The organism is Flavobacterium sp. AC105 (assembly GCF_979258495.1).
In genome coordinates, this window is the sequence record NZ_OZ409860.1 from 3,555,061 (window position 1) to 3,580,098 (window position 25,038).

At 33.6% G+C, this 25,038-nt stretch carries 26 protein-coding genes; 19 read left to right on the plus strand and 7 right to left on the minus strand.

From position 1 onward, the window contains the following. Positions 1–19: 19 nt before the first annotated feature. Both ACZ0AH_RS14520 and ACZ0AH_RS14525 read right to left on the minus strand, forming a co-directional pair. Entirely contained in the window at positions 20–1,060 is a 1,041-nt protein-coding gene (locus tag ACZ0AH_RS14520; RefSeq protein WP_463476511.1) for an RluA family pseudouridine synthase, read from the minus strand. Beyond that, positions 1,050–1,673: a PASTA domain-containing protein gene (locus tag ACZ0AH_RS14525; RefSeq protein WP_463476512.1), complete on the minus strand. Its 624-nt coding sequence runs from the start codon at positions 1,671–1,673 to the stop codon at positions 1,050–1,052. The genes ACZ0AH_RS14520 and ACZ0AH_RS14525 overlap by 11 nt, the downstream gene beginning before the upstream one ends. Positions 1,674–2,325: 652 nt before the next feature. On the opposite strand from ACZ0AH_RS14525, the gene ACZ0AH_RS14530 reads away from it, so the two are divergent. The 4 genes from ACZ0AH_RS14530 to ACZ0AH_RS14545 all read left to right on the plus strand — a co-directional run bounded on the left by ACZ0AH_RS14530 (position 2,326) and on the right by ACZ0AH_RS14545 (position 5,561). After that, on the plus strand, positions 2,326–3,297 hold the full coding sequence (locus ACZ0AH_RS14530; protein ID WP_463476513.1) for a D-alanine--D-alanine ligase: 972 nt from the start codon (positions 2,326–2,328) through the stop codon (positions 3,295–3,297). Positions 3,298–3,533: 236 nt separating this feature from the next. After that, positions 3,534–4,226: a DUF421 domain-containing protein gene (locus ACZ0AH_RS14535; protein WP_463476514.1), complete on the plus strand. Its 693-nt coding sequence runs from the start codon at positions 3,534–3,536 to the stop codon at positions 4,224–4,226. A 126-nt stretch (positions 4,227–4,352) separates the two neighbouring features. Next, positions 4,353–4,811 carry a pantetheine-phosphate adenylyltransferase gene (gene coaD / locus ACZ0AH_RS14540; protein WP_463476515.1) on the plus strand — a complete coding sequence of 153 codons (459 nt, stop codon included), beginning with the start codon at positions 4,353–4,355 and terminating at the stop codon, positions 4,809–4,811. A gap of 171 nt (positions 4,812–4,982) precedes the next feature. Further along, on the plus strand, positions 4,983–5,561 hold the full coding sequence (locus ACZ0AH_RS14545) for a PhnA domain-containing protein (RefSeq protein ID WP_463476517.1): 579 nt from the start codon (positions 4,983–4,985) through the stop codon (positions 5,559–5,561). Positions 5,562–5,756: 195 nt separating this feature from the next. On the opposite strand, the gene ACZ0AH_RS14550 is transcribed toward ACZ0AH_RS14545, so the two are convergent. Next, complete coding sequence (locus ACZ0AH_RS14550; protein WP_463476518.1) at positions 5,757–6,206, minus strand: hypothetical protein; 450 nt, start codon at positions 6,204–6,206, stop codon at positions 5,757–5,759. Positions 6,207–6,556: 350 nt separating this feature from the next. After that, on the minus strand, positions 6,557–7,906 hold the full coding sequence (locus ACZ0AH_RS14555) for a DEAD/DEAH box helicase (protein ID WP_463476519.1): 1,350 nt from the start codon (positions 7,904–7,906) through the stop codon (positions 6,557–6,559). Between the two features lie 245 nt (positions 7,907–8,151). Here ACZ0AH_RS14555 and ACZ0AH_RS14560 point away from each other — a divergent pair, with 245 nt between their 5' ends. The 4 genes from ACZ0AH_RS14560 (at position 8,152) to ACZ0AH_RS14575 (ending at position 11,394) form a co-directional block, all read left to right on the plus strand. Beyond that, on the plus strand, positions 8,152–9,879 hold the full coding sequence (locus tag ACZ0AH_RS14560) for a M14 family metallopeptidase (protein ID WP_463476520.1): 1,728 nt from the start codon (positions 8,152–8,154) through the stop codon (positions 9,877–9,879). Positions 9,880–10,044: 165 nt separating this feature from the next. Further along, complete coding sequence (locus tag ACZ0AH_RS14565; RefSeq protein WP_463476521.1) at positions 10,045–10,389, plus strand: cyclic-phosphate processing receiver domain-containing protein; 345 nt, start codon at positions 10,045–10,047, stop codon at positions 10,387–10,389. Positions 10,390–10,422: 33 nt separating this feature from the next. After that, entirely contained in the window at positions 10,423–11,025 is a 603-nt protein-coding gene (locus tag ACZ0AH_RS14570) for a hypothetical protein (protein WP_463476522.1), read from the plus strand. An 18-nt stretch (positions 11,026–11,043) separates the two neighbouring features. Then, positions 11,044–11,394, plus strand: a complete 351-nt coding sequence (locus ACZ0AH_RS14575; protein WP_463476523.1) for a hypothetical protein — start codon at positions 11,044–11,046, stop codon at positions 11,392–11,394. A gap of 194 nt (positions 11,395–11,588) precedes the next feature. Here the strand turns inward: ACZ0AH_RS14575 and ACZ0AH_RS14580 are convergent, their stop codons facing one another. After that, positions 11,589–12,191: an NUDIX hydrolase gene (locus ACZ0AH_RS14580; RefSeq protein WP_463476524.1), complete on the minus strand. Its 603-nt coding sequence runs from the start codon at positions 12,189–12,191 to the stop codon at positions 11,589–11,591. 7 nt (positions 12,192–12,198) lie between these two features. Here ACZ0AH_RS14580 and pyrE point away from each other — a divergent pair, with 7 nt between their 5' ends. The 3 genes from pyrE (at position 12,199) to ACZ0AH_RS14595 (ending at position 14,346) form a co-directional block, all read left to right on the plus strand. Next, positions 12,199–12,846, plus strand: a complete 648-nt coding sequence (gene pyrE / locus ACZ0AH_RS14585) for an orotate phosphoribosyltransferase (protein WP_463476525.1) — start codon at positions 12,199–12,201, stop codon at positions 12,844–12,846. A 193-nt stretch (positions 12,847–13,039) separates the two neighbouring features. After that, entirely contained in the window at positions 13,040–13,432 is a 393-nt protein-coding gene (locus tag ACZ0AH_RS14590; RefSeq protein ID WP_463476526.1) for an SRPBCC family protein, read from the plus strand. Between the two features lie 257 nt (positions 13,433–13,689). Beyond that, on the plus strand, positions 13,690–14,346 hold the full coding sequence (locus tag ACZ0AH_RS14595) for a hypothetical protein (RefSeq protein WP_463476527.1): 657 nt from the start codon (positions 13,690–13,692) through the stop codon (positions 14,344–14,346). 170 nt (positions 14,347–14,516) lie between these two features. Here ACZ0AH_RS14595 and ACZ0AH_RS14600 read toward each other — a convergent pair whose 3' ends face one another. Beyond that, positions 14,517–15,254 (minus strand): biotin--[acetyl-CoA-carboxylase] ligase, encoded by a 738-nt coding sequence (locus ACZ0AH_RS14600; RefSeq protein WP_463476528.1) that lies wholly within the window; start codon positions 15,252–15,254, stop codon positions 14,517–14,519. 93 nt (positions 15,255–15,347) lie between these two features. On the opposite strand from ACZ0AH_RS14600, the gene rsfS reads away from it, so the two are divergent. The 7 genes from rsfS (at position 15,348) to ACZ0AH_RS14635 (ending at position 20,974) form a co-directional block, all read left to right on the plus strand. Beyond that, entirely contained in the window at positions 15,348–15,719 is a 372-nt protein-coding gene (gene rsfS / locus ACZ0AH_RS14605) for a ribosome silencing factor (RefSeq protein ID WP_042564267.1), read from the plus strand. A gap of 15 nt (positions 15,720–15,734) precedes the next feature. Further along, positions 15,735–17,660 (plus strand): ATP-dependent zinc metalloprotease FtsH, encoded by a 1,926-nt coding sequence (gene ftsH / locus ACZ0AH_RS14610; protein ID WP_463476529.1) that lies wholly within the window; start codon positions 15,735–15,737, stop codon positions 17,658–17,660. Positions 17,661–17,775: 115 nt separating this feature from the next. Continuing rightward, positions 17,776–18,381: a lactate utilization protein B/C gene (locus ACZ0AH_RS14615; RefSeq protein WP_463476530.1), complete on the plus strand. Its 606-nt coding sequence runs from the start codon at positions 17,776–17,778 to the stop codon at positions 18,379–18,381. Between the two features lies 1 nt (position 18,382). After that, positions 18,383–19,273 carry a phosphatidate cytidylyltransferase gene (locus tag ACZ0AH_RS14620; RefSeq protein WP_463476531.1) on the plus strand — a complete coding sequence of 297 codons (891 nt, stop codon included), beginning with the start codon at positions 18,383–18,385 and terminating at the stop codon, positions 19,271–19,273. Beyond that, positions 19,263–19,916, plus strand: coding sequence for a phosphatidylserine decarboxylase family protein (locus ACZ0AH_RS14625; protein ID WP_463476532.1), 654 nt, complete (start codon positions 19,263–19,265; stop codon positions 19,914–19,916). Before ACZ0AH_RS14620 ends, ACZ0AH_RS14625 begins: the two co-directional genes overlap by 11 nt. Then, positions 19,917–20,186 (plus strand): acyl-CoA-binding protein, encoded by a 270-nt coding sequence (locus ACZ0AH_RS14630; protein WP_463476533.1) that lies wholly within the window; start codon positions 19,917–19,919, stop codon positions 20,184–20,186. An 8-nt stretch (positions 20,187–20,194) separates the two neighbouring features. Beyond that, on the plus strand, positions 20,195–20,974 hold the full coding sequence (locus ACZ0AH_RS14635) for a superoxide dismutase (RefSeq protein WP_463476534.1): 780 nt from the start codon (positions 20,195–20,197) through the stop codon (positions 20,972–20,974). A gap of 101 nt (positions 20,975–21,075) precedes the next feature. Here the strand turns inward: ACZ0AH_RS14635 and ACZ0AH_RS14640 are convergent, their stop codons facing one another. Beyond that, on the minus strand, positions 21,076–22,947 hold the full coding sequence (locus ACZ0AH_RS14640) for an alpha-amylase family glycosyl hydrolase (protein ID WP_463476535.1): 1,872 nt from the start codon (positions 22,945–22,947) through the stop codon (positions 21,076–21,078). A 388-nt stretch (positions 22,948–23,335) separates the two neighbouring features. Between ACZ0AH_RS14640 and ACZ0AH_RS14645 the strand changes: the two genes are divergently transcribed. Then, positions 23,336–25,009, plus strand: coding sequence for an OstA-like protein (locus tag ACZ0AH_RS14645; protein WP_463476536.1), 1,674 nt, complete (start codon positions 23,336–23,338; stop codon positions 25,007–25,009). The last annotated feature ends 29 nt before the right edge of the window (positions 25,010–25,038 follow it).

Below are 25,038 nucleotides of genomic sequence, written 5' to 3' on the forward strand. Positions count from 1 at the left end.
TAATTGACAAATTATCTAATTAATTCTCATCTTCCATATTATGCGACTTTCCGTAGTTGCGCCATTTTTCGATACAATCCTGAAAATCCTGCGGAAGTTCCGTATCAAAACGCATCATTTCGCCCGTTGTTGGATGCACAAAACCAAGCGTTTTAGCATGCAGCGCCTGACGTGGCAAAGCCTTAAAACAATTCTCTATAAATTGTTTGTATTTTGTAAACGTAGTTCCTTTCAAAATCAAATGACCACCGTAACGTTCATCATTAAACAACGGATGACCAATATGTTTCATGTGCGCACGAATCTGGTGCGTTCTTCCGGTTTCTAATTTACAGGAAATCAAAGTTACATAACCAAAACGTTCCAAAACTTTATAATGTGTAATCGCAGGTTTCCCAATTTCAGGATCAGCAAAAACCGCCATTTGCATGCGATCTTTTAAATGTCTGGCAAGGTTTCCTTCAATCGTTCCTTCTTCCTCGGCAACATTTCCCCAAACAAGAGCAATATATTCACGTTCAGAAGTTTTAGCTTCAAATTGTTTCGCCAAATGCGTCATTGCCGCTTCCGTTTTGGCCACAACCAAAAGTCCGGATGTATCCTTATCGATTCTATGAACCAATCCCGGGCGTTCGCTGCTGTTCATAGGCAAATTATCAAAATGATGCGCCAAAGCATTTACCAACGTTCCGGTATAATTTCCGTGACCCGGATGCACAACCATTCCCGGTTCTTTATTAATCAACAAAAGTGCATCATCTTCATACACAATATTCAACGGAAGATCTTCCGGAAGAATATGATTTTCAAAGGGCGGATACGTCAACATAACCGTCACGACATCAAACGGTTTAACCTTATAATTTGATTTTACGGGAATATCATTTACAAAAATATTTCCTTCAGTAGCGGCGTTCTGAATTTTATTTCGCGTCGCATTCTGAATTAAATTCATTAAATATTTGTCAATACGCAAAAGCGCCTGACCTTTAGGGACTTCAAACCTGAAATGCTCGAATAATTCGTCTTCCAGATCTAAATTTTCATTATTATTGTTCATCTTTTGGGGTTTCAGTAGTTGGCGCAGCTAAACTGTCTGTCGCCTGACTTTCATCTACATAAGTTGCTTTTCCGTCACCTAAAACCAAGTCGATTTTAGAAGCTTTCAGCACGCGGTCACCTACTTTTAAGTTTCTGCCTTTATAACGCATTTCCAAAACCATGTCTTTTCCAAGGTTCGGAATATAAGTAATCGTTCCTTGTTCAAGCCCTAAAGCCTTCAAAGTCGGAACCGCTTCACGATACGTTTTCTCAATTAAATCAGGAATTCTAACAGATGAAAATCCTGATGCATTAATTTTAATATATATTTTTCTTCCCACTTTTACCTTCGTTCCCGGCAACGGATCTTGCTCAACAACACTGTATTTAGGGAATTCACTTCTGTAATCAACACTATCCAAAAGCACGTAATCCAAGTCTAATTCATCTAATTTTGCTTCAACCTGCTCTTCAGTCAGTTTAGCTAAATTCGGAACAGCAATTTCATGACCGTGATCAGTCGTAAAAGTCAGCCAATGCATAAACAAATAACCTAAAACGGCAATAATAGCAATCGCTCCTAATACTTGTAAAAAAAACACTCGGCTAGTTAAATACTTACGTAAACTCATAAATTTATTTTTAGTTGTGGCAAAGATAAAGCTATTTCGTTTCAAAAAAAATGATAATTTTGTTTTAAGCAAGAAACTAAGCTGATTGTCATCCTGAGCGAAGTCGAAGGAAGATTTTTGGAATATGGAATTTAATTTTTCAGGAGCTATTTCCCGCTTTCGGCTATAGCTTTTTTAGCGCGATGAAAAATCGCCCAAAAAAAGGATACTGCCTCTATCGGGGCTAGGGATTTAGGTTTCATAAGAAGATTTTTTTTTAAAACACCATTTTGTCATCCCGAGGAACGAGGGATCTACGTAAGCAGTTCGACAAAGATTGGCGATTTTGATTGTGGAGTTTCTTGTGGAGATCCCTCATTCCTCGGGATGACAAACTGAAGGAAGTTCAATTGTCAGACTGAACGACGCTCAACTGTCAAACTGAATGAAGTTCAACTATCAGACTGAGCGAAGTTCAATTGTCAGACTGAATGAAGTTCAATTGTCAGACTGAGCGAAGTCGAAGTCCCGCAAAGTGATTTAGCATACGGGACTTCGACTTCGCTCAGTCTGACAAGCAAAAACGAATAAAAAAATTCGGGAAAATTCGAGGAATTCGTGGCAAAAAAAACGATTAAACAAATACACAAAATAAACGATTAAACAACATAAAATGAAAAACATAGCCATTATCATGGGCGGATATTCAAGCGAATATAAAATCTCTCTCATCTCAGGAAACGTCGTGTACCAATATTTAGATAAAACAAAATACAACGGATTCCGTATTCATATTTTCAAAGAAAAATGGGTTTATGTAGACGAAAAAGATGCTGAATTTCCAATTGATAAAAATGATTTCTCAGTTACTGTAAGCGAACAAAAAATCACTTTTGACTGTGTTTTCAATGCCATTCACGGAACTCCGGGCGAAGACGGATTAATGCAGGCTTATTTTGAATTGTTAGGCATTCCGCAATCATCCTGTGATTATTACCAATCAGCACTTACGTTCAACAAACGTGATTTATTATCGGTTTTAAAACCATACGGAATCAAAACGGCAATTTCATATTACCTTAATAAAGGTGATGTAATTAATACAGACGAAATCGTTAAAAAAGTAGGTTTGCCATGTTTCGTAAAACCAAACAAAGCCGGTTCAAGCTTCGGAATTTCAAAAGTAAAAACCGCTAACGAACTTCCAATTGCGATTGAAGTAGCCTATAAAGAAGACAACGAAATCATCATCGAAAGTTTCCTTGACGGAACTGAAGTTTCTGTGGGAGTAATTAATTATCAGGGAAAAGTTATCGTTTTACCAATTACAGAAATTGTTTCAGACAATGATTTCTTTGATTATGAAGCAAAATACGAAGGAAAATCACAAGAAATCACACCAGCCAGAATCTCTGACGAATTAACACAAAAAGTGAGTGAAGTTGCAAAACGCGCTTATGAAGTCCTGAAAATGAAAGGTTTTTCAAGAAGCGAATTCATTATCGTAGACAACGAACCGTATATGCTTGAAATGAACACCATTCCGGGATTAACAACCGAAAGTTTGATTCCGCAACAAGCCAAAGCAGCCGGAATATCCCTTGAAGATTTATTCACTAATGCTATTGAGTTAGCGCTCGTTTAAGACACTAAGGTTCTGAGATTCTAAGTTACTAAGATCTCAGAACCTTATTTTTTGAAGTCATAATTCATCATCTTGTCATTTCGACGGAGGAGAAATCACATAAAATGAAGACACACAGTTCGTCGCTATCTGGATGTGATTTCTCCTCCGTCGAAATGACAAAAAACTCACAATCTTAGCTCCTAAAAGAAAACCTTAGTAACTTAGAACCTTAGCAACTCAGAACCTCAAAAAAAATGAAAGAAATCTTCGAATGGAATAGAGTTTTTTACAATGATTTGCCACAAAATTTTGCTTTGGAAGTCATTTTTCGTTCCACTGTGATGTTTGTCATTTTATTGTTAACATTGAAATTAGCCGGAAAAAGAGGTGTTAAACAATTGTCTATTTTCGAAACCGTAATCATTATTGCATTAGGTTCAGCGGCCGGAGATCCTATGTTTTATGAAGATGTAGGTATTGTTCCTGCAGCGATTGTTTTTACCGTAATTATCATCTTATATCGATCTGTAACCTGGTTAACCGGAAAAAGCAAAAAATTCGAAGAATTTATAGAAGGCAAAACCGAATGTTTAATAAATGACGGAAAATTTTCTATTGCAACATTCAAAAAAGAAAGTCTGGCGCAAGATGAATTTTTCTCAGAACTTCGCATTAAATCAATCGAACATTTAGGTCAGGTAAAACACGCCTTTATAGAAACCAGCGGAGAAATAAGTGTATTTTTCTACGAAGATAAAGATGTAAAATATGGTTTGCCAATTTTGCCGGGCTTGTTTAATGACAAAAGCAAAATCATAAAAAATAATGGGATTCACGCCTGCACTTTTTGCGGCCATACCGAAGAACAAAAATCAGGAATGGCAAAATGCGAAGTCTGCCAAAAAGATGAATGGGTTCCTGCAATAAAAACCCTTAGAATAACGTAAAAAAATAAATTCCAATTCCAATAGTTATTGGGATAAATTCCAAATTCCAAAAGCTTCAAAACATTTTAATTTATTAAAATAAAACTTTGAACCTTTGCAACTTTGAACCTCTGAACCTTAAAAAAAATGAGAAAAGCCATATTCCCCGGATCATTTGATCCCATTACACTTGGTCACGAAGATATTATCAAAAGAGGAATTTCACTTTTTGATGAAATCGTAATCGCAATTGGTGTCAATGCCGAAAAAAAATACATGTTTTCACTCGAAGAAAGAAAACGTTTCATCGAAGAAACCTTCAAAGACGAACCTAAAATTTCGGTTATCACTTATGAAGGTCTAACCATAGATTTAGCTAAAAAATTAAAAGCCAATTTTATTTTAAGAGGCTTGCGTAATCCAGCCGATTTCGAATTTGAAAAAGCAATTGCACACACCAACAGACGCCTTTCTAAAATTGAAACTGTCTTTTTATTGACCGCTGCCAAAACTTCTTATATCAGCTCAAGTATTGTTCGCGATGTATTGCGAAATGGCGGCGAGTATGAAATGCTAGTTCCGGATGCGGTTCGGGTGCAAAAATAATCGCAAACAAAGTCATTGCGAGGAACGAAGCAGCCACACTAACAAAAAGCAAACGTGACAAACTACGTGAGATTGCTTCGTTCCTCGCAAAAACTAAAATCCGCCTCAAAACATAAACTTGCAAGCGAAGCAAATTATAAGTAATTTCGCATTTTTAAAACAAACCAAATAATGAGCATCGAAAGAGAATTAAACAAACGCAGCGGATCTAAATGTGAGCTTTGTGGCGCCGAAGAAAACCTAAAAGTATACCAAGTATTGCCAACTCAAAAAGGCGGACTTGACGAAAGTATTTTAGCGTGTAATACCTGTATTGACCAAATTGAAAATCCTGATAACGCAGATTTAAATCACTGGAGATGCCTTAACGACAGTATGTGGAACGAAAATGTTGCCGTACAAGTTGTTGCGTGGAGAATGTTAAGCCGCTTGCGTGCTGCAGGCTGGCCACAGGAATTGCTTAATATGATGTATTTAGACGAAGATACGCTTACATGGGCACAAGCAACAGGCGAAGGAGAAGATGATGAAAACAAACTTGTTCACCGCGATAGCAATGGTGTCGTTTTAGAACACGGAGATTCGGTAGTTTTAATTAAAGATCTAAAAGTAAAAGGATCAAGCATGGTTGCCAAACAAGGAACTGCTGTGCGTAACATTCGTTTAGATCATGAAAATGCCGAATATATTGAAGGAAAAGTAGACGGTCAGCAAATTGTAATTATCACGCAGTACGTGAAGAAAATATAGTTTTTTTTGAGGTCCAAAGGTTCAGAGAGGCAAAGTGACAAAGGTTTTTTTAGCTTCTAAGATTTTTAATTTTTGTGTAATTTTTGAACTTTGACAAAGATTTCAGCCCAACAAACCTGAAACAAAGAAAACCTGAAACAAAAAAAAGGCTATTCAAAATCTGAATAGCCTTTTTTAATGCTTATTTAAAGTAAATTATTTTTGGAATAATTTATTAATCTGATCTTTTACAAATGGCTCAGAAACACTACTTGTAGCTGCAGAAGCTTCTTTAGTCGAAACCATGAACTGAACTGTTGCTTTCTCAGGAATAACACTTCCTGTGTAGTGCAGCCAGATAAAATTGTTAGGCAATTCTAATTTGATATCATACAAAGGATTTGCTGTAAACCCATTCATGATGATACTATAAAGACTTGCGTAATCATTATTAACATTTTTAAATGTAAATTTTCTCATTGGAGAAGCAGACTCATCATCATTTTGAATACTTGTATAATATACAGTATATTCATCTCCAATTTTTTGAATGTAGTTGTTATTTACTTTTCCTAATTTCTCAACTGGTACAGTCTCAAGAACCTTAATTTGTGCAAAAGACACAAAACTAAACAACAAAACGGCAATCGTAATAATTCTTTTCATAACTAATTTGGGGTTTACTATTTACGACTACAATAAACGCAGAATTTATGATAAATTAAAGTCTTAATCATTAATTTATTAACACTAAAGCTAAATTGTTGTTTACAATTCTCTAAAAGTCAAAACAATAACAATATAAAACATTGAAATTCAACAAAATAAACTCCATTTAAATACTGATATTCACGAATAAAACAACCAAAATTCAGTATTATAGAAGGGTATTATTACACAAAAAACAGAAAAATTTTACTACAAATTTCCGTTTTAAACTTCAGTTCAGTTCTATAATTTAGTATCAATTTTCACCAAAAAAAGCTGAAAGTAAAAGTTGAGGTATAAAAAAAACCTTATTTCTCCTCCTCTTTCTTTACCACTTTGCGGGCAACTTCAATTTTAAATCTCTTGCCTTTCATTTTTTCGTCTTTGATATTCTTAAGCAAATCTTTTACTTTATTGTATTTTACGGCTGCAAACGAAATAAAATCTTTAACCTCAATTAAACCTAAATCCCCTTTTTCCAGTTTCCCTTTTTGAGAAAAGAATCCAACGATATCAATTTTATTTAGTTTAGTTTTCTTCCCGCCACTAATATAAATGGTTTGATATTCTGGTGGTTTTGGTAAAGTTGTTGCATTTTCGACATTTAAAACATCCATGCCATAATCAATATAATCGAGTTGTTTTTCACTTTCGTGGATGATAATATACGCCGTTCCGGTGGCTTGCATACGTGCCGTACGACCATTTCTATGTGTAAATTCATCTTCTTTAAGAGGCAAATGATAATGAATTACGTGTTTCATTTCCGGAATATCCAATCCACGCGCCGCTAAATCGGTTGTGATTAAATAACTCACGCTTCCGTTTCTAAACTGAATCAAAGCACGTTCGCGTTCGTCCTGATCCATTCCGCCATGATAATAAGTTGCGTAAATTCCTTTTTCATTTAAGGTATCACTAATACGTTCTGCGGCATCACGGTGATTACAAAATATAATAGCCGATTCTGATTTCAACGAACAAATCAGGTTGAATAAACTTCCCAATTTATCTTTGGAAGGCGAAACAACCATTTTCATCGAAAGATTTGCTTTTTCTTCTTCCTCCGGAATAAAATCTAAAATGGTTGGATTAACAACTCTCGTGTATCTTGGAATTTCAATATCTGAAGTAGCCGAAACCAAAACCCTCTTATTTAATTTGGTTAATTTTCCAATAATAAAAGACATTTGCTCATGAAAACCCAATTGCAATGATTTATCAAATTCATCCAAAATTAAGGTCTGAATTTTATCTAAACGGAAAGTTCCTCTTTCAATATGATCCGCAATTCTTCCCGGAGTTCCAATTAAAACTGCTGGTGGATTGCTTAAATTTTTGATTTCAGTATCAATCGAGTGTCCGCCGTAGCAAATATTTACTTTATAATCGGTTCCCATTTTTTTCCAAACCTGCTCGATCTGCAATCCTAATTCGCGCGAAGGCACTAAAATTAAACATTGAACCGAAAGAATTTCAGGCTGCAATAATTCTAAAACTGGTAATAAAAATGCTAATGTTTTTCCTGATCCTGTTGGAGAAAGCAATAAAACATTATTATCGTTTAAAATAGCATCCTGCGCTACTTCTTGCATTTCGTTCAGGCTCTCAATACCTAAATTCGAAAGTATGTTATTGGAATGGTGTTTTTTATTCATTTTGCAAAAGTAATTAAAAGGTTTCAAGTTTCAGGTTTTCTTTGTTTCAAGTTTTACTCGCAATGTTTGCGAAAATTTTCTTTCACGCAGATTTTGCAGATTCAAGCAGATTAAAAAATGGATGTTTTTTATATCTAAATAAAAATCTGCAAAATCTGCATGAAACTAATAACCACAAAGTTCATGAACTTGAAACCTCAAACAAATAAAACTTTATATTTGATTTTTCTATTAAAACTTAAATCATGAAACTTTTAACCATTTTCATTTCACTCTTTACCATCACCATTTTCGCTCAAAACAATAAAAAATACGATACTTTTTTTGAAAAAGGAAATGGAAATCAATCCGCTTCGTACGAAGAAACTATAAAGTATTACAAGCTTTTAGCGAATGATTTTCCAACGATTCAAATCAAGGAAATGGGTTTGACAGATTCCGGAGAACCTTTGCATATGGTGGTTTATAATCCTGAAAAGGAATTTGATTTTGATAAAATTCAGAAAAACAAAGCGGTTCTTTTTATCAATAACGGAATTCACGCCGGAGAACCTGACGGAATCGACGCAACAATGCAATTCTACAGGGATTTAGCAATTGGAAAACTAAAAACGCCTAAAAATACGGTTTTGGTTACGATTCCGGTTTATAATATTGGCGGTGCCTTAAACCGAAATTCGACTACAAGAGCCAATCAGGATGGTCCGGAAATTTACGGTTTTAGGGGAAATGCCAGAAACTATGATTTAAATCGTGATTTAATGAAATCCGATACCCGAAACACAAAGAGTTTTGTTGAAATTTTTCAGAAGATCAATGCCGATGTTTTTATGGATAATCACGTAAGTAATGGTTCTGATTATCAATATAAATTGACATATATAATGACTCAGCATAATAAGTTAGGAACCGTTTTGGGCGATTTTATGAATACCGAAATGATGCCGGCTTTGGTCAAGGATTTACAACAAAAGAAAATCGAAACCACGCCTTATGTAGATTCTTTTAAAGATACGCCGGACAAAGGTTTTGGCCAGTTTGTAGATAGTCCGCGCTATACAACGGGCTATACTTCGCTGTTTAACACGATTGGTTTTGTGGTTGAAACACATATGTTGAAAAAATATGCTGAACGTGTAAAAATGACGTATGAATACACAAAATCCGTTTTAGATTTTACCGATGCGAATTACTTAAAAATCAAAGAACTGCGAGTTAAAAACCTGGAGCAATATCAGCCTAAAAAGCCATACACTTTGCAATGGGAACTGGACAGTACAAAAGCAACTACTTTTTCGTTCTTGGGATATGAAGCCGGTTACAAAAAAAGCGAAGCCACAACCGGAAATCGTTTGTATTATGACCGAAGCAAACCATACAAAAAAGAGGTTCCGTATATCAAAGAATTCAAATCGCTAAAAGACGTTGTTATTCCTTCTGCTTATATCATTCCGAGAGGGTATTGGAATATTATTGAGCTGCTGAAGAACAATAATATTACTTTTTCTCAACTTAAAAATGATACAATTATTGAAGTTGAAAGTTATAAAATTGCCAATTTCAAAACGGTTTCAAATGCTTACGAAGGACATTATTTACATTACAATACAACCGTAAATTCTAAAGTTATAAAAATGGCTTTTGCCAAAGGCGATTATCTGGTTCCAACAAATCAAAAAGGTGTAAAATACTTAGTTGAAGCTTTTGAACCGGAAGGTGTTGATTCGTTTTTTAATTGGAATTTCTTTGATCCTGTTTTACAGCAAAAAGAACATTACTCAGAATATATTTTTGAAGATACGGCTGCGAAATTGCTAAAAGAAAATCCAACTTTAAAAGCTGAACTAGAAGCCAAAAAACAATCTGACGCAGAATTCGCTAAAAATCCTGATGCGCAATTAAACTGGATTTACAAACATTCGGTTTATTATGAAAAGGCGCATTTGCAATATCCTGTTTATCGTATTTTGTAGTTTATTTAACCGCAATTTTTTTAACGCAAAGCGAAGTTTTTTATTTTACTTTGAATGCTTTGTCCGGACCTTAGGATCGCAAAGCTTTACGTATAGAACTTTGTCAAAGTTTAAAACTTTGACAAAGTTAAATTAGATTCAAAATACATTTTTACATTACAAATTATGGCATATAAACTTTTTCTGGACGACATTCGAGATGTAAATATGGTTTACAAAAAGCTTACTAACGAGGATTTCGTTGTGGTTAGAAATTTTCATGATTTTAAAAACGTAATTCTTGAAAAAGGGCTTCCGGAACTAATTAGTTTTGATAATGATTTAGGATTAGATGAAAATGACATTGTCGCCGAAGATGGTTACGCCGCTGCAAAATGGCTAGTTTATGAATCCGGATTTGATTTAGAAAATCTAAAATTTAATGTACATTCCGCAAATCCGGTTGCAGCGCAGCAAATTCAGGGATTATTAGACAATTATATTAAACATTTGAAAAGTTTGAACAAATAATTTTTAAACCTAAATCATAAAAATTACCAAATTATGAAGAAACTTTTATTGCCTTTTTTGATGCTGCTTTTTTCGAATTTATCATTTGGACAAAAATTAATTTCGGGTGAATACGACTCCGGAATGAAACTTTCGTATGATGCGTCTTCTAATATGCTGACCGGTTATTTTGAAAGTTATACTGGTTTGGATGAAGAAACACAAAATCCTAAGTTTTCCTGTATTTTTTATATCGAAGGAAAAGCAACCGGAAAGAAATTCTCGATAAAAACCTATTATCCGGAAGACAAAAAAGACGATATTATTTCGGGAACAATTGAAATATTAGATCCTAAAACCATAAAAATCAAACTTCCCGAAGAACACGGAGGTTGCTGGAATGTACAGCATTTTGCTGATCAACCCGAAGAATTTGGCTTAGAGAAAAAAACAAATTGGACGCAAATTAGATATATCGACAAACCAAAATCTTATTTTTATAAAGACCAATCAAATGCTAATCAAACGAAAATATATTTACTTAAAGGCGATATTATTTGTGTTGATAAAATAGAAAACGGAAAAGCTTTTTGTTCTTATTTTGGAAAAAAAATAACGAAAGGCTGGATTAATATTAGTGATTTGAATAAACTTTAAAAATCAATATCGATGTCAATGATCAAGATTCTAAAACCAATATTGATTTCAATAATTCAAATTGTTGTATTAATAATCATTCATGATGTTTTTTATCATTTTTATCCAATACAACATAGATCGGTTGCATTTGGATTGACTATTTTTTATACTGGAATTGTTTTTATAGTATCAATTTTGAGTTTTAATTTTTATCTGGAATTTTTCGAAAAGAATATTTATTTGATTGGATTTTCTCTTTTGATTCTTGTTAGTATTTTTCCGTTAGAAGCACTTGACGAAAGACCTTTGAGAGGTTTGTTTTTAATTTTGCTTGCTACATGCGGATTTTTATCTTCTATATTACTGGCGCGAGCGCAATGTCATTAAATTAGGCTTTTAAAAAATAAAATTGCAAATCAAATCCGTTTTTATCCGCGTTTTTACGAAGTAAATCTGTTTTATCCGCGTCAAAATTAGACGCTGATTTTACTGATTCGCTAAAGTGAAAACGCTGATAAAAACGGATTTTTCTAATTACTTTCTTAATTAAAGATTGAGATTGCTATTAATTTTTGAAATTGTTATTTCAATTGATTCTCTTCTTCAAACAACAATTTAATATTTTCGTAAGAGTTTTTTAGGGCTTCCTTGATTTGTTCTGGATTTAACCAGGCAACTTTTTCGATTCCTTCTTCGATTTGACCGTGTGGAGTTCCTTCAAAATCAGATTGCATTTCGAACCAATGCGTGATTTTGAGTTTATATTTTCCGTTGCGTTTAAAAACGTGATAGGTTTTTTGGAGTTTATCTGTAATTCGGAGTTTACCAACGCCGGTTTCTTCCTCGACTTCGCGCATTGCGGTATCCTCGATCTCCTCGCCTTTCTCGATTCCGCCCTTTGGCAAGTCCCATTTTCCGTTTCTGAAGATAAATAAAACTTCTCCTTTTTTATTGTATACAAAGCCTCCACCCGCTTTACTTACAGGAATTTTAGCTTTTAGCGTTTTCATAATTTCCTTTTCATCAGGATGATATAAATATGCCTTTTGAATTTTATTTTGAAAAATTTTCACTATAAGCTGCTCGATATCAATACTCTCTAACAAGAATAATTGAAAATTAGTCTCTCTTGAGATTTCATTTGTCAAAAAAAGTGGTTTGTCGTTCACAAAAACTTTATACATTTGTACTATGATTTTTAATAAAGATACTGCCGAAAAAACAGCCGAATTGCTTTTGCAAATAAATGCAATTAAATTGAATCCAGAAAATCCTTTTACATGGGCTTCTGGCTGGAAATCTCCTATTTATTGTGATAATAGGTTAATTCTTTCATTTCCGATCATCCGAAACTACGTTCGTGATGAGTTCGCGAAAAATATTGAGAAACAATTTGGGAAACCAGATGTCATCGCCGGTGTTGCTACCGGAGCTATTGGAATTGGGATTCTTGTTGCCGAAAGCCTTGGATTGCCGTTTGTATATGTGCGTCCGGAAGCGAAAAAACACGGAAGACAAAACCAGGTTGAAGGTTTTTTGCAAAAAGGCCAAAATGTGGTTGTCGTTGAAGATTTGATTAGCACAGGAAACAGCAGTTTATTGGCTGTGGAAGCTTTACGCAATGAAGGTGCTAATATTAAAGGAATGGCGGCGATTTTTACCTATGGTTTTGGCGTTGCCGAAGAGAATTTTAAAAATGCTAATATCGATTTGTTTACGTTAAGTAATTACGAAAATTTATTGGATTTAGCGGTTCAAAAACAATATATCACCGAAGATCAACAGTCGACTTTGCAGGAATGGAGCGAAGAACCATCGACATGGATGCAGGAGGAATAATTTTAGATTTTAGAAAAATCGCTACGATCTTTTTTTTGGAATTTGGTCCCGAAGCTTCGGGATAAAAATTGGAAGTTTATTAAGATTCAGCGTTGCGAACTTTTTATTCATAAAGATTTACAATCAAAAATCAAAAAAACCTTGCGCTCTTTGCGGTAAAAAACAATTATTAGATACTATAAAAAAATAAAATATGAACTTAGAAAGTCCAAAAGTTACTGTTCAGAAATCAGCTCAGGATTTATTTGATTTGTTGGCTGATGTTAAGAATTTCGAGAAATTAATGCCGGATAATATTGCTAAATTTGAAGTAACTGGCGAAGATGCTTTTATTTTTGGATTAAAAGGTATGCCGGAAATAAAACTAAAAATGAAGGAGAAAACAGCACCAAACAAAATCGTTTTGGGAGCTGCTAGTGATAAACTTCCGTTTACTTTGGTTTCAAACATTGATAGTGTTTCAGATTCATCAAGTGAAGTACAACTTTTATTTGAAGGAGAATTCAATGCAATGATGGCGATGATGATCAAAGGACCAATTAGCAAATTTATTGAAACGTTAGCAACTAATATGACTAAATTATAATTGTGAATTATTAATTATTAATTGTTAATTCGTGATTTACATAAAATTTAAGCCTGATTTAATTATCGGGCTTTTTTTTTGACTTGCCACAAAGGCACAAAGACGCGAAGAAAAATAAAACTTTGTGACTTTGTGCCTTAGTGCCTTCGTGGCAAATCCCCGCAATTCATCCATAAAAAACTACAGTTCAGAACTATAAATTATTCTGCCTTAAATTATTAATCGAAGTTTGATCCATAAAACTAAAACAAACCAAAATGGAAACAACTATTAAGATTTTAATTTATATCCACGCATTTTTTGGCGGAATTGGATTAATTACCGGAATTGGAAGTATCATGGTCAAAAAAGGCGGATTATTACACAAGAGAATGGGAAACTTATTTTCTATTGGTATGATTACGAGTTCTCTTATTTCTGTTCCGATTTGCTGGATGCCAAATCATCAGAATATCTTTTTATTTCTAATAGGTTTATTTACCATTTATCTGGTTATTTCAGGAAATAGAGCTTTAAATTTTAAACGCAAATTGAAAGCTGATTTTATGGATAAATTAATTTCAGGAAGTATGTTGTTGTTTTCGGTTATAATGATCGGAATCGGATTATATTGCCAATTCAATACTATTGGAAATGGTATTTTATTTACCTTTTTTGGAGGTTTTGGATTTTATATGACATTTAAGGATTTTGTTTTCTTTAAAAATTTATCAGAATCCAATAATCCATGGCTTTCTAAACATATCGGAAAAATGATTGGAGCTTTAATTGCATCAATAACAGCTTTTATCGTTGCCGGAATTGGCCTTGGGAATGTTATTGCCTGGATGTTGCCTTCTGTTTTAGGAACATGCTACATTATTTATTGGAATAGAAAAATTACTCCAAAAACAGAAAAATTAATAAAAACTTAAAATTAGTTTTGGAAAAATGGCACGCGGATTTTACAGAATAAACGGATTTATGCGGATTATCTTAGTTTAGCAATCATTTTAAGCTGGGAATCTGCAGCAAAAAACAGATATTATCAGAACAGGTTAGACGCATTGCCGTGCGCCTCTACATAAAAACCTAAGAACCTTCTTCAATAAAGCATTTGAACTTCTTTGATATCAAATTCTGAAACCGAATCATCTTCTAGTAAAATTTGTATTTTTCCGATAGGTGAAACGCCCTGAATGATTCCCATGAAGTTTTGGGATGTTTCGGAGTTGAGGTTTTTAAATGGCATTGGAACTCCTTTTCGGAATAAAGAGTTGTAATATTTTTTCCAAAGACGATCAGATTCCGTTTCCCATAATCCGATTTTATGCTTCATTTTTTCGACGATTAAAGCCGGAAAAAGATCTTTATCAAAAGTACTTCCTGAAATTACTGCCAGCGAAGATGCATTAGGCAATTCGTCAAAATTTGTCTGATTGACATTAAGTCCTAATCCGACAACTGACACAATCCTGCCATCGCTTTTTATGGTATTTTCGATAAGTATGCCACCAATCTTTTTATTGTATGACATAATGTCGTTTGGCCATTTTATACTTAAATCACGAATTTCTAATGATTTTAATACCTCGATTACGGCCAGTGAAACTATAATGCTCAGGTTAAAAACCTGTACATTATCAAATACAAAATCCTTTACCAAAACACTCATAATTAAGTTTTTACCTGACTCTGACTGCCATTTCGAGCCCATTTGCCCCTTGCCTTTTGTCTGATTTTCAGCCGTTACCACCGTAAAATTATCAAGTTCATCCTGGCTTGACAATGATTTTAGGAAATCATTTGTAGAATCTATGGCATCGAGTTTGATTAGTTTCATCTAAGTAATTTAAATAACTTAATTTAATATTTTGTTAAGGTTCAAAAATAATCACAAAATTTGGTAACTTTACAAATTCATATAAAATAATTCATGGCGAAAAAGACGATTAATAATGATGTTCTATTGGCGAACATAATCAAAGGGATTGAAGAAGTAAAAGGAAATGATATCGATATTCTTGACTTAAGAGAAATAGACACGGCTGTTTGTGACTATTTTGTCATTTGCAACGGAAATTCAAATACCCAAGTTAACGCCATTGTAAACTCAATTCAAAAAACAGTATCCAAAGACCTAAAAGATAAACCGTGGCACGTAGAAGGAACCGATAACGCTGAATGGGTTCTGATGGATTATGTGCATATTGTGGTACATGTTTTCCAGAAACACATTCGTGAATACTATAATATCGAAAGCCTTTGGGGTGACGCCAAAATAACTACAATCGAAAACAAATACTAAAGAAAATTTCTTCTAATGGCTAAAGATAATAATCCAAATCCGAGTAAATTTAAAATAAGTCCTTGGTTAATATATACCGCAATACTTTTAGTTTTTTTATTTATAAGTTTTGCAACCGGAGGATCAAACTTAAGCGAACCTGCTCAATTAACCTCTTCTAAATTCAATGTTTTATTAGAAAAAGGTCAGATTGAAAAAGTTATCGTGTACAATAAAGCTGAAGCTGAAGTATATTTAACTGCTGCAGCTCTTAAAGATCCTGCCAATAAAAAAGTGTCTAAAGATATTTTTGAAAGAGCTAATAAAGGTCCTCATTATACTTTAGAAATTGGTAACGATCAAATTTTTCAAACTAAATTAGAAAAAGCAGTTGGCGAAGGAAAATTGAAAGATTTTAACTTTCTTCAAAAAAATAACTGGACTGATATCTTAGTTAGTTTGCTTCCTATTATCATCATTATTGGTGTATGGATTTTCATTATGCGTAAAATGTCAGGCGGCGCAGGTGGCGGTGGCGGACAAATTTTTAATATTGGAAAATCTAAAGCTAAATTGTTTGATGAGAAAACGGATATCAAAACTACTTTTAAAGATGTAGCAGGTTTAGAAGGTGCAAAAGAAGAAATACAAGAAATTGTAGAATTTCTTAAAAACCCTGAAAAATATACAAATCTTGGTGGTAAAATTCCAAAAGGCGCCTTACTGGTAGGACCTCCGGGAACTGGTAAAACATTACTGGCAAAAGCAGTTGCAGGAGAAGCTCAGGTTCCTTTCTTTTCATTATCAGGTTCTGATTTTGTTGAGATGTTTGTAGGAGTTGGTGCTTCACGTGTTCGTGACTTATTTAAACAAGCTAAAGAAAAATCTCCTGCTATTATCTTTATCGACGAGATTGACGCTGTTGGTAGAGCAAGAGGAAAAAGCAATATGTCAGGCGGAAATGACGAGAGAGAAAATACTTTGAACCAATTATTGACAGAAATGGACGGTTTTGGTACAAACTCTAACGTAATTGTTCTGGCTGCAACAAACAGAGCTGATGTGCTTGATAAAGCGTTAATGCGTGCTGGTCGTTTTGACAGACAAATTTTTGTTGACTTACCGGACATTCGCGAAAGAGCTGAAATCTTTAAAGTTCACTTAGCTCCTATTAAAAAAATCGAAGGTCTTGACTTAGATTTCTTAGCGAAACAAACTCCGGGATTCTCTGGTGCTGATATTGCTAACGTTTGTAACGAAGCTGCCTTAATTGCTGCGCGTAACAATAAAACAGCCGTAGACAGACAAGATTTCCTTGATGCTGTTGACAGAATCATTGGTGGTCTTGAAAAGAAAAATAAAATCATTACTCCGGAAGAAAAAAGAGCAATCGCTATTCACGAAGCTGGTCACGCGACTGTAAGCTGGATGTTAGAGCATGCTGCACCGCTTATTAAAGTAACTATTGTACCTCGTGGACAAAGTTTAGGAGCGGCTTGGTATTTACCTGAAGAAAGACAAATCGTAAGAACAGATCAAATGTTAGACGAAATGTGCGCAACTATGGGCGGAAGAGCTGCTGAAAAAGTAACTTTTGACAGAATTTCGACTGGTGCATTAAGTGATTTAGAAAAAGTAACACGTCAGGCTCGTGCTATGGTAACGATTTACGGTTTGAATGATAAAATCGGAAATGTTACGTATTATGATTCAAGCGGACAAAGCGAATACAATTTCTCTAAACCATATTCTGATGAAACTGCTAAAGTAATTGACAAAGAAATTTCAGAATTAATTGAAGGTCAATACCAAAGAGCGATTCAGATTTTACAAGAAAACAAAGACAAGCTAAATCAATTGGCTGACATCTTAATTGAAAAAGAAGTTATTTTTAAAGATGACTTAGAAACTATTTTCGGAAAACGTACTTTTGACAAAAATCTGGAAGAAGTGGTTTCGTAAATAATACAATAAATATGTAATATTTTTTAAAATCTTAATTCAAAACAGCCTTTTGAATTAAGATTTTTTTATCTTTGAACGTTTTCAATTAACATGTAAAGTATTTCATATAAAAATGAATTTTTTCAAAAAAATATTTGGTTCCAGCGATTCTGCTTCTGATGAAGAAAATGAAAGTGAATATGCGGGCAATTCTATTCAGGATAGTCATTTGTCTATAGACGAAAGGTTCATTTTTAATTTTAAGAAAAATGGCGGTAAATTTTTGTATTGTGAAAACAAACAGGAAGTGGCCGAACAATTTGAAAATATCTTAGAAGAAAACGACTGGTTTGAAAGTGAAGTTTTATGTTACGAACCAGGGCTTTTTCATTTATTAGAAGAAAACAAACTAATTTATACCGCACCTGTAAGACCAAAATTTTTATTGGCAAGCTGCGAAAATTTAATTGCAGATGAAGGATCAATTTTATTCTCATCCAAACAAATTAGACAAAATAAACCAAACGAATTACCCGCAAATATTGTTATAATAGCAACCACAAGTCAAATTTTATCTATAAAAAGTGATGGTTTGAGCGCTATTAAACGCAAATACGAAAGAGATTACCCAACTAACATTACCACAATAAAATATTTCGAAAAAGCAAAGGAAGAAGATTTTACGCAATACGGAAGCGTTGCCAAAAACCTTTATTTATTGCTCTTAGAGGACCTTTAAGATGAATGAAACACTCAAGAGGACCATTTCTGGTGCTGTTTATATTGCTTTATTATTAACTGCAATTTTGTTTTCTACCGAAAGCTTTATTATTCTTTTTGGCATTTTTCTTGTTATTACAATTTACGAATTCAGCAGTTTAGTAAATCTTAATAAAGTGTTTTCAATTCTGTTTGGAATTGCGTTATATGCGTCGACAATATTAGTCAGCAATTATAACCAGCAAACTGCTTCATTTTTAAACCATACCTTCAACTCAAATTTAAGCTTAAACGTCAATATTCAACAGTTGGATCTTGTACTTCTTGCTGTTACTATTGTTGTATCTATTAAATGTATTTTGTTTTTATTTTACGATTCCATTCAAAAAATAAGCACTTCTTCAAAATACTTATACCTTTTAGGATATGTAACATTGCCTTTTATCTTTATAATCAAAATTTCATTTGGTACCAATGATTACAATCCAAAAATTATTCTTGGCTTATTTATCCTGATCTGGACCAATGATACTTTTGCTTATCTGGTTGGTAAATCTATAGGAAAACATAAATTATTTGAACGTGTTTCTCCTAAAAAAACGATCGAAGGATTTCTTGGCGGAGTTGTTTTTGCAGCTTTTGCCGGTTTTTTAATTTCAAAATTATACATACAGCCCAATCCTGAATTTAGCAGTAAATCTATTTTAATATGGACAATTATTGCTTTAATTGTAAGCATTTTTGGAACAATTGGAGACTTGATTGAATCAAAATTTAAACGAATTGCCGGCGTAAAAGACAGTGGTTCAATAATGCCGGGACACGGAGGTATTTTAGATCGATTAGATAGTGTTATATTTGTAGCACCAATTATATTTTTATTTTATCAAATTTTATATTATGTTTCATAAAGAAGGAGGACCATCCATTTTACTAGGTACTGTTTTTGCAGTTGCTGTGCTTTTAATTGCTGACAAATTCATTGATATCACCTGGCTAAGAATGCTGGTACAAATTGCCGGCGTAGTAGTTTTGATTATCATTTTGCAATTTTTTAGAAATCCTAAAAGAATCGCAATCAGAAACAACGATCACATTCTTGCTCCGGTTGACGGAAAAGTGGTGGTTATTGAAGAAGTTTATGAAGGTGAATTTTTTAAAGACAAACGTTTACAGGTTTCTATTTTTATGTCGCCAATAAACGTTCACGTAACGCGTTATGCAATGGACGGAATTATAAAATTCAGCAAATACCATCCTGGTAAATTTTTAGTTGCATGGCATCCAAAAGCAAGCGAAGAAAACGAAAGAACAACTGTTGTGATTGAAAATGAAACTTTTGGACAGATATTATACAGACAAATTGCTGGTGCATTAGCACGCAGAATTGTAAATTATGCCCAAGAAGGAATGCAGGTTGTTCAGGGAACTGATGCAGGTTTTATAAAATTTGGTTCAAGAGTAGATTTATTTTTACCTTTAGGTACTCCAATTAATGTGGTATTGAACCAAAAAGCAATTGGCGGAAAAACAATCATTGCTACAAAAGCTTAAATGACCAAAAAAGATTTAGATACTCGTTTTTTAGAGGCTGTAGAAATTGCTTTGAAAATGACTCAGGCCTCGCTGCCACAAGATGTGCAGTTAAGGCTTTATGCCTATTATAAACAAGCAACCTTTGGGACCGCAGTCTATAATCAATCTGAAAATTTTGATCTGCGAGATGCGTTCAAAACAAATGCCTGGATGCAAATAAGCCATATCTCTATTGATGAGGCTAAAGAAAGTTATATTGAAATCATAAATTCACTAACATTAAAATAACATACGTTATGAAGAAAAACATTGTTCGATTCAGCATTTTGACTTCATTTTTAGTATTATTTTCTTGTAATGATAATAAGCTAACTGAAGTTGTAGAAGTCCCGTTACCAACAAAAGAAGAAAAAATAACTATTGGCTCGCCAGATGATGTAAAAGCCGATCAGGGCTCTTTTGGCCTTACAAAACTTCCTTTTGCCTACGATGCGCTTTCTCCCGGTATACGATCACTTACGATGGAAACGCATTATTCTAAACACTATTTAACGTATACCAATAATTTTAATAAAGAAATTGTGTCTACTGAATTTGAAAATATCCCTATTGAAGATATCCTGAAAAAATTGGATCTCAATAATGCAAAACTTCGTCAAAATTCAGGTGGATATTACAACCATACGCTTTATTTCAACACTTTAACACCTAAAGAACAAACTCCAAAAGATACTTTGGCAAGTTCTATTGATAAAGAATTTGGTTCTTTTAATAACCTTACCAAACAATTTAAAAGCGAAGCTACCAAACAATTTGGTTCAGGCTGGGTTTGGCTTTTAGTTGATAAGGTTGGGAAACTGCAAATTAGCACCACCGATAATCAGGATAATCCATTAATGAAAAACGCATTGATTCCAGGGACTCCAATTTTAGGAATCGATTTATGGGAACATGCTTATTATTTAGATTATCAAAACAGAAAAGGCAGTTATATCGATGCTTTTTACGAACATATTAATTGGGAAAAAGTAAACGAAAATTATGTTGAGGCTTTAAAGAAAGTCAAAAAAGTATAAAACAAAAAAGCTAATACAAATTAAGTATCAGCTTTTTTAGTTTTAGATGTTTGTTACGCTTCGCTAAACCTGTCAGGTTTGCATCGAGAACTGAACAATCATTACTTCAATTGATAAATAAACGACTCTGAAGGCATTATTTTAATTCTTGCCACTCCTGCTCCATTATTTACTTTTAACTCAACTGAATTCTTTTTATACAATTGATCTGTCAATTGATATTCACCATCTTTTAAATTCCATTTTGAAATAATATCAGCAGGGATTTTCAAATCAAATTCGCTTGTTTTTTCGGAAGAAAAATTAGTCACAATAACTAATTTTTGATTTTCTGACCAACGCACATAAGAATAAATTAATTCATCATAACCTTGATTGTTCTGACGGTTTACAGATTGAATTTCCTGAAAACTTCCCATCAAAGCTGAACTGTTAATCGAAAAATTTAATACTCGTTTGTAAAAATCACGCAGGTGTTTCTCTGATTCCGAAAGTTTTCCTCCATCAAATTTTCCCTCATTCATCCAGCGTTGATGATTTGGAACTCCGATATAATCAAAAATTGAAGTTCTGGAATGTGTTCCAAAACCTGCATTTTCTTTTCCGGCCTCTCCCACTTCTTGTCCAAAATAAACCATTGTAGGCGAAGTGCTGATTGTAGTTGAAACCACCATTAAAGGTTTTCCTCTTTCCGGCGTTCCTGCAAATTCAGGACTTGCCAAACGCTGCTCATCATGATTATCTAAAAAATGAAGCATATGATGTTCAATGTCAGCCATTCCTTTTTGAATATCTGATAATCCGTCAGGCGAAGATTTTCCTTTAATAATATCTTTCAGCTTATCGTATGTCTCTACTTTATCATATAAATAATCCATTTTTCCTAAACGGATATAATTGCGATATTCATTTGGGTTGTAAACTTCTGCCAATAAAAAAGCGTTTGGATTTTTCATTTTAATGGCTGAATTCATATAACTCCAAAATTCATACGGAACCATTTCGGCCATATCATAACGAAAACCATCAACACCTTTTGCTGTCCAGTATAAAGCAATCGATTTAAACTTTTTCCAGGAATCCGGAACGTCTTTATCCTGCCAAAATGCAAAATGTTCGACATACGATTTCTGATCAAATCCAGCCGGAAGTTCAGGAAAATCTTTAGAACCATCCGGACGAATTCCGTAATTTACTTTTACGGTTTCGTACCAGTCATTCTGATCCGGTTTTACTTTACGAGAACCATTTCCTGTCCATTTTGCCGGATTTTCATCAAATAAGCCATCAATCATTGGATTTTTTTCTCCGTTTAACGGAATATCTCCATCCGGAATTTCAAAATGAACTTTCGGAATATAATAGAAATTATTATTTCTGCTGTATTCTACATTTACATCATCATCGGCACCAAAATCCCTAACACCTTCAGGATTGCTTTTTCCTTCGTATTTACGGGCAATATGATTGGGAACAATATCTATAATTAGTTTTAAACCGGCTTTGTGTGTACGTGCAATTAAGGCTTCAAATTCCTGCAATCTATTCGCCGGATTTACCGCCAAATCAGGATTTACATTATAATAATCTTTTACGGCATAAGGCGATCCGGCTCGGCCTTTTACCACTTCAGGATCATCATTTGAGATTCCGTAAGCGGTATAATCGTGAACCAAAGCATGATGCGGAACTCCGGTATACCAAATATATGTAACGCCTAAATCTTTAATTTCATGAAGTGCTTTGTCTGTGAAATCATTAAATTTTCCTACTCCGTTTTCTTCAATTGTTCCCCAGGGTTTGTTGGTTGTATTTTTATTGCCAAATAAACGTGTAAAAACCTGATAAACGACAATTTTCTTATCAGTAGAAACTTCTTCTTTTGCTGTATTCATTTTTAAATCTTTTGTTTTACATGCTGAAAACAGCAATGTTGCGGCCATTCCTGCAACAAAAATTCTTTTATTTATCATATTCATTTTTATAAACTGTTTCGTATAAAAGAAAATCCAATATTTTAAATTTCATATTGGCTTATTTTATAATAAACAGAAACCATTTTCTAAATTTAGGCTAATTTTTAAAACTCAAAAGAAACAAAAATCATTTTACCATAATTCAATTTCAAAAACATAAACTACAACGTAATAGTTATCTATTTTGTTGGTAACTTAAAAAAGGTTCAAAGTTGCAGAGGTTCATAGGAACAAAGACTTTTTAGACCAATTTAAATTCAGAAATGGGAAAAACCTTTGAACCTTTGTAACTCTGAACCTCTGTACCTTTATAAAAATTATAATTTAATCCTAATATCCGTAAAGGTTCTAACCTTTTTCATAAATTTGACAAAAATTTAATCAATTGAAGAAATCACTCTTTTTCATATACTCTTGTTTGCTTTTACTAAGTGTACAATTTATTTTTGCGCAGGCACCAAAAAAAATTATCATTGAAAATGCCGATGATTCTCAGGTAAATGAAGAATTAATTCCCGGCGGTTTGTTATTAAGCGGAAATGTAAAAATAAACCATGATGGTGTTGTACTGACTTGTAATAAAGCTTATTTTTTTCAAAAAGAAAATTATTTAAAAGCCTTTGGAAATGTACAATTGGTGCAAGGTGATACTTTATATTTAAATAGTAAATATGCCGAATATAGCGGAAATGAAAAAAAAGCTTTTGCGACAGGAAATGCAGTAATGACTTCTCCGGACGCCACTTTACAAACAGATACTATTAATTTTGACCGAAATATTCAGCAGGTTTTTTACAACACAAAAGGTACAATCGTTAATAAGGATAATACGCTGGTAAGTAAATCCGGAAGGTATTTTGTGGCAAAGAAAAAGTTTCAGTTTTTGACGGAAGTAACGCTGACGAATCCTAAATATGTTGTGAAATCAAATCATTTAGATTATTACAGCAATTCCGGCCACACTTATTTACTCGGGCCATCAACCATAACGAGCAAAGCCAATTATATTTATACCGAAAAAGGTTTTTATGATACCAAGAAAAACCTCGCACATTTTCTGAGGAAATCTTATATAAAATACGACGACCGACTCATAGAAGGCGATAGTTTATATTATGATCGAAATATTGAATTTGCATCGGCAACACGAAATGTAAAAATCACTGATTCAATCAATCGCGGTATTGTAAAAGGGCATTATGCTGAGGTTTACAAACTAAAAGATTCTATGTTTGTGACCAAAAGAGCGGTTGCGATTAACCTGGTAGAAAATGATTCGGTTTACATTCATGGAAAAAAATTAATGGTTACCGGAAAAGAAGGCGAACGTATTTTGAGAGCATATAATAATGTTCGTTTCTTTAAAATTGACATGAGCGGAAAATGTGATTCGATTCATTCGAATTCTAAAACCGCTTTGACAAAATTGATTGGAAATCCGATTTTATGGAATGGCGATAATCAAATTACGGGCGATGTCATGCATTTAATTGGTGATAATAATACCAAAAAACTAGATTCGTTAAAAGTCCTCAATAATACTTTTCTCGTCTCCCGGGATACACTCGGAACCGGTTATAATCAGGTAAAAGGACTCAATTTATTCGGAAAATTCAAAGAAGGAAAACTTCATGATGTCGATGTTATTAAAAATACCGAGGTGATTTATTACATGCGGAATGACGCGAATGAACTCATCGGAATCAATAAAAATGTGAGCAGTAAAATCAACCTTATTTTAGAAAATAATGCCGTAGAAACCATCACGTTCTTCAATAAAGTAGACGGAGATATTTATCCCGAAGCTGATTTACCAGAAAATGCCCGTAAATTAAGAGGTTTAGTCTGGCGCGGTGACGAACGAATAAAATCGAAAGATGATATTTTTACCGCAGAAGAAAATGAAATGAATGATAAATTAATCCAGGAAGGAAAAGACGATGAAGCGAAGGATAAAGATGTCCCGATGAAAGTGAGGAAAGAAACTTTAGATTACGATAAAAAGAAACCCATAGCTAATCCTTCTTCGGCTAAAGCCAAAACAAAAGCTAAGAAGTAGTTTTTAGTCACAGTTATAGTTTCAGTCCA

Bases quoted from the DNA above. Each gene is read 5' to 3' on its own strand.
- ACZ0AH_RS14590 (WP_463476526.1), top strand. From the start codon at position 13,040: ATGAACTTAGAAAGTCCAAAAGTTACTGTTCAGAAATCAGCTCAGGAT.
- ACZ0AH_RS14630 (WP_463476533.1), top strand. From the start codon at position 19,917: ATGACCAAAAAAGATTTAGATACTCGTTTTTTAGAGGCTGTAGAAATT.
- ACZ0AH_RS14615 (WP_463476530.1), top strand. From the start codon at position 17,776: ATGAATTTTTTCAAAAAAATATTTGGTTCCAGCGATTCTGCTTCTGAT.
- ACZ0AH_RS14640 (WP_463476535.1), bottom strand. From the start codon at position 22,947: ATGATAAATAAAAGAATTTTTGTTGCAGGAATGGCCGCAACATTGCTG.
- ACZ0AH_RS14620 (WP_463476531.1), top strand. From the start codon at position 18,383: ATGAATGAAACACTCAAGAGGACCATTTCTGGTGCTGTTTATATTGCT.
- ACZ0AH_RS14580 (WP_463476524.1), bottom strand. From the start codon at position 12,191: ATGTATAAAGTTTTTGTGAACGACAAACCACTTTTTTTGACAAATGAA.
- rsfS (WP_042564267.1), top strand. From the start codon at position 15,348: ATGGCGAAAAAGACGATTAATAATGATGTTCTATTGGCGAACATAATC.
- ftsH (WP_463476529.1), top strand. From the start codon at position 15,735: ATGGCTAAAGATAATAATCCAAATCCGAGTAAATTTAAAATAAGTCCT.
- ACZ0AH_RS14550 (WP_463476518.1), bottom strand. From the start codon at position 6,206: ATGAAAAGAATTATTACGATTGCCGTTTTGTTGTTTAGTTTTGTGTCT.
- ACZ0AH_RS14525 (WP_463476512.1), bottom strand. From the start codon at position 1,673: ATGAGTTTACGTAAGTATTTAACTAGCCGAGTGTTTTTTTTACAAGTA.
- ACZ0AH_RS14520 (WP_463476511.1), bottom strand. From the start codon at position 1,060: ATGAACAATAATAATGAAAATTTAGATCTGGAAGACGAATTATTCGAG.
- ACZ0AH_RS14530 (WP_463476513.1), top strand. From the start codon at position 2,326: ATGAAAAACATAGCCATTATCATGGGCGGATATTCAAGCGAATATAAA.
- ACZ0AH_RS14595 (WP_463476527.1), top strand. From the start codon at position 13,690: ATGGAAACAACTATTAAGATTTTAATTTATATCCACGCATTTTTTGGC.
- ACZ0AH_RS14600 (WP_463476528.1), bottom strand. From the start codon at position 15,254: ATGAAACTAATCAAACTCGATGCCATAGATTCTACAAATGATTTCCTA.
- ACZ0AH_RS14575 (WP_463476523.1), top strand. From the start codon at position 11,044: ATGATCAAGATTCTAAAACCAATATTGATTTCAATAATTCAAATTGTT.
- coaD (WP_463476515.1), top strand. From the start codon at position 4,353: ATGAGAAAAGCCATATTCCCCGGATCATTTGATCCCATTACACTTGGT.
- ACZ0AH_RS14560 (WP_463476520.1), top strand. From the start codon at position 8,152: ATGAAACTTTTAACCATTTTCATTTCACTCTTTACCATCACCATTTTC.
- ACZ0AH_RS14555 (WP_463476519.1), bottom strand. From the start codon at position 7,906: ATGAATAAAAAACACCATTCCAATAACATACTTTCGAATTTAGGTATT.
- ACZ0AH_RS14535 (WP_463476514.1), top strand. From the start codon at position 3,534: ATGAAAGAAATCTTCGAATGGAATAGAGTTTTTTACAATGATTTGCCA.
- pyrE (WP_463476525.1), top strand. From the start codon at position 12,199: ATGATTTTTAATAAAGATACTGCCGAAAAAACAGCCGAATTGCTTTTG.
- ACZ0AH_RS14625 (WP_463476532.1), top strand. From the start codon at position 19,263: ATGTTTCATAAAGAAGGAGGACCATCCATTTTACTAGGTACTGTTTTT.
- ACZ0AH_RS14570 (WP_463476522.1), top strand. From the start codon at position 10,423: ATGAAGAAACTTTTATTGCCTTTTTTGATGCTGCTTTTTTCGAATTTA.
- ACZ0AH_RS14565 (WP_463476521.1), top strand. From the start codon at position 10,045: ATGGCATATAAACTTTTTCTGGACGACATTCGAGATGTAAATATGGTT.
- ACZ0AH_RS14635 (WP_463476534.1), top strand. From the start codon at position 20,195: ATGAAGAAAAACATTGTTCGATTCAGCATTTTGACTTCATTTTTAGTA.
- ACZ0AH_RS14545 (WP_463476517.1), top strand. From the start codon at position 4,983: ATGAGCATCGAAAGAGAATTAAACAAACGCAGCGGATCTAAATGTGAG.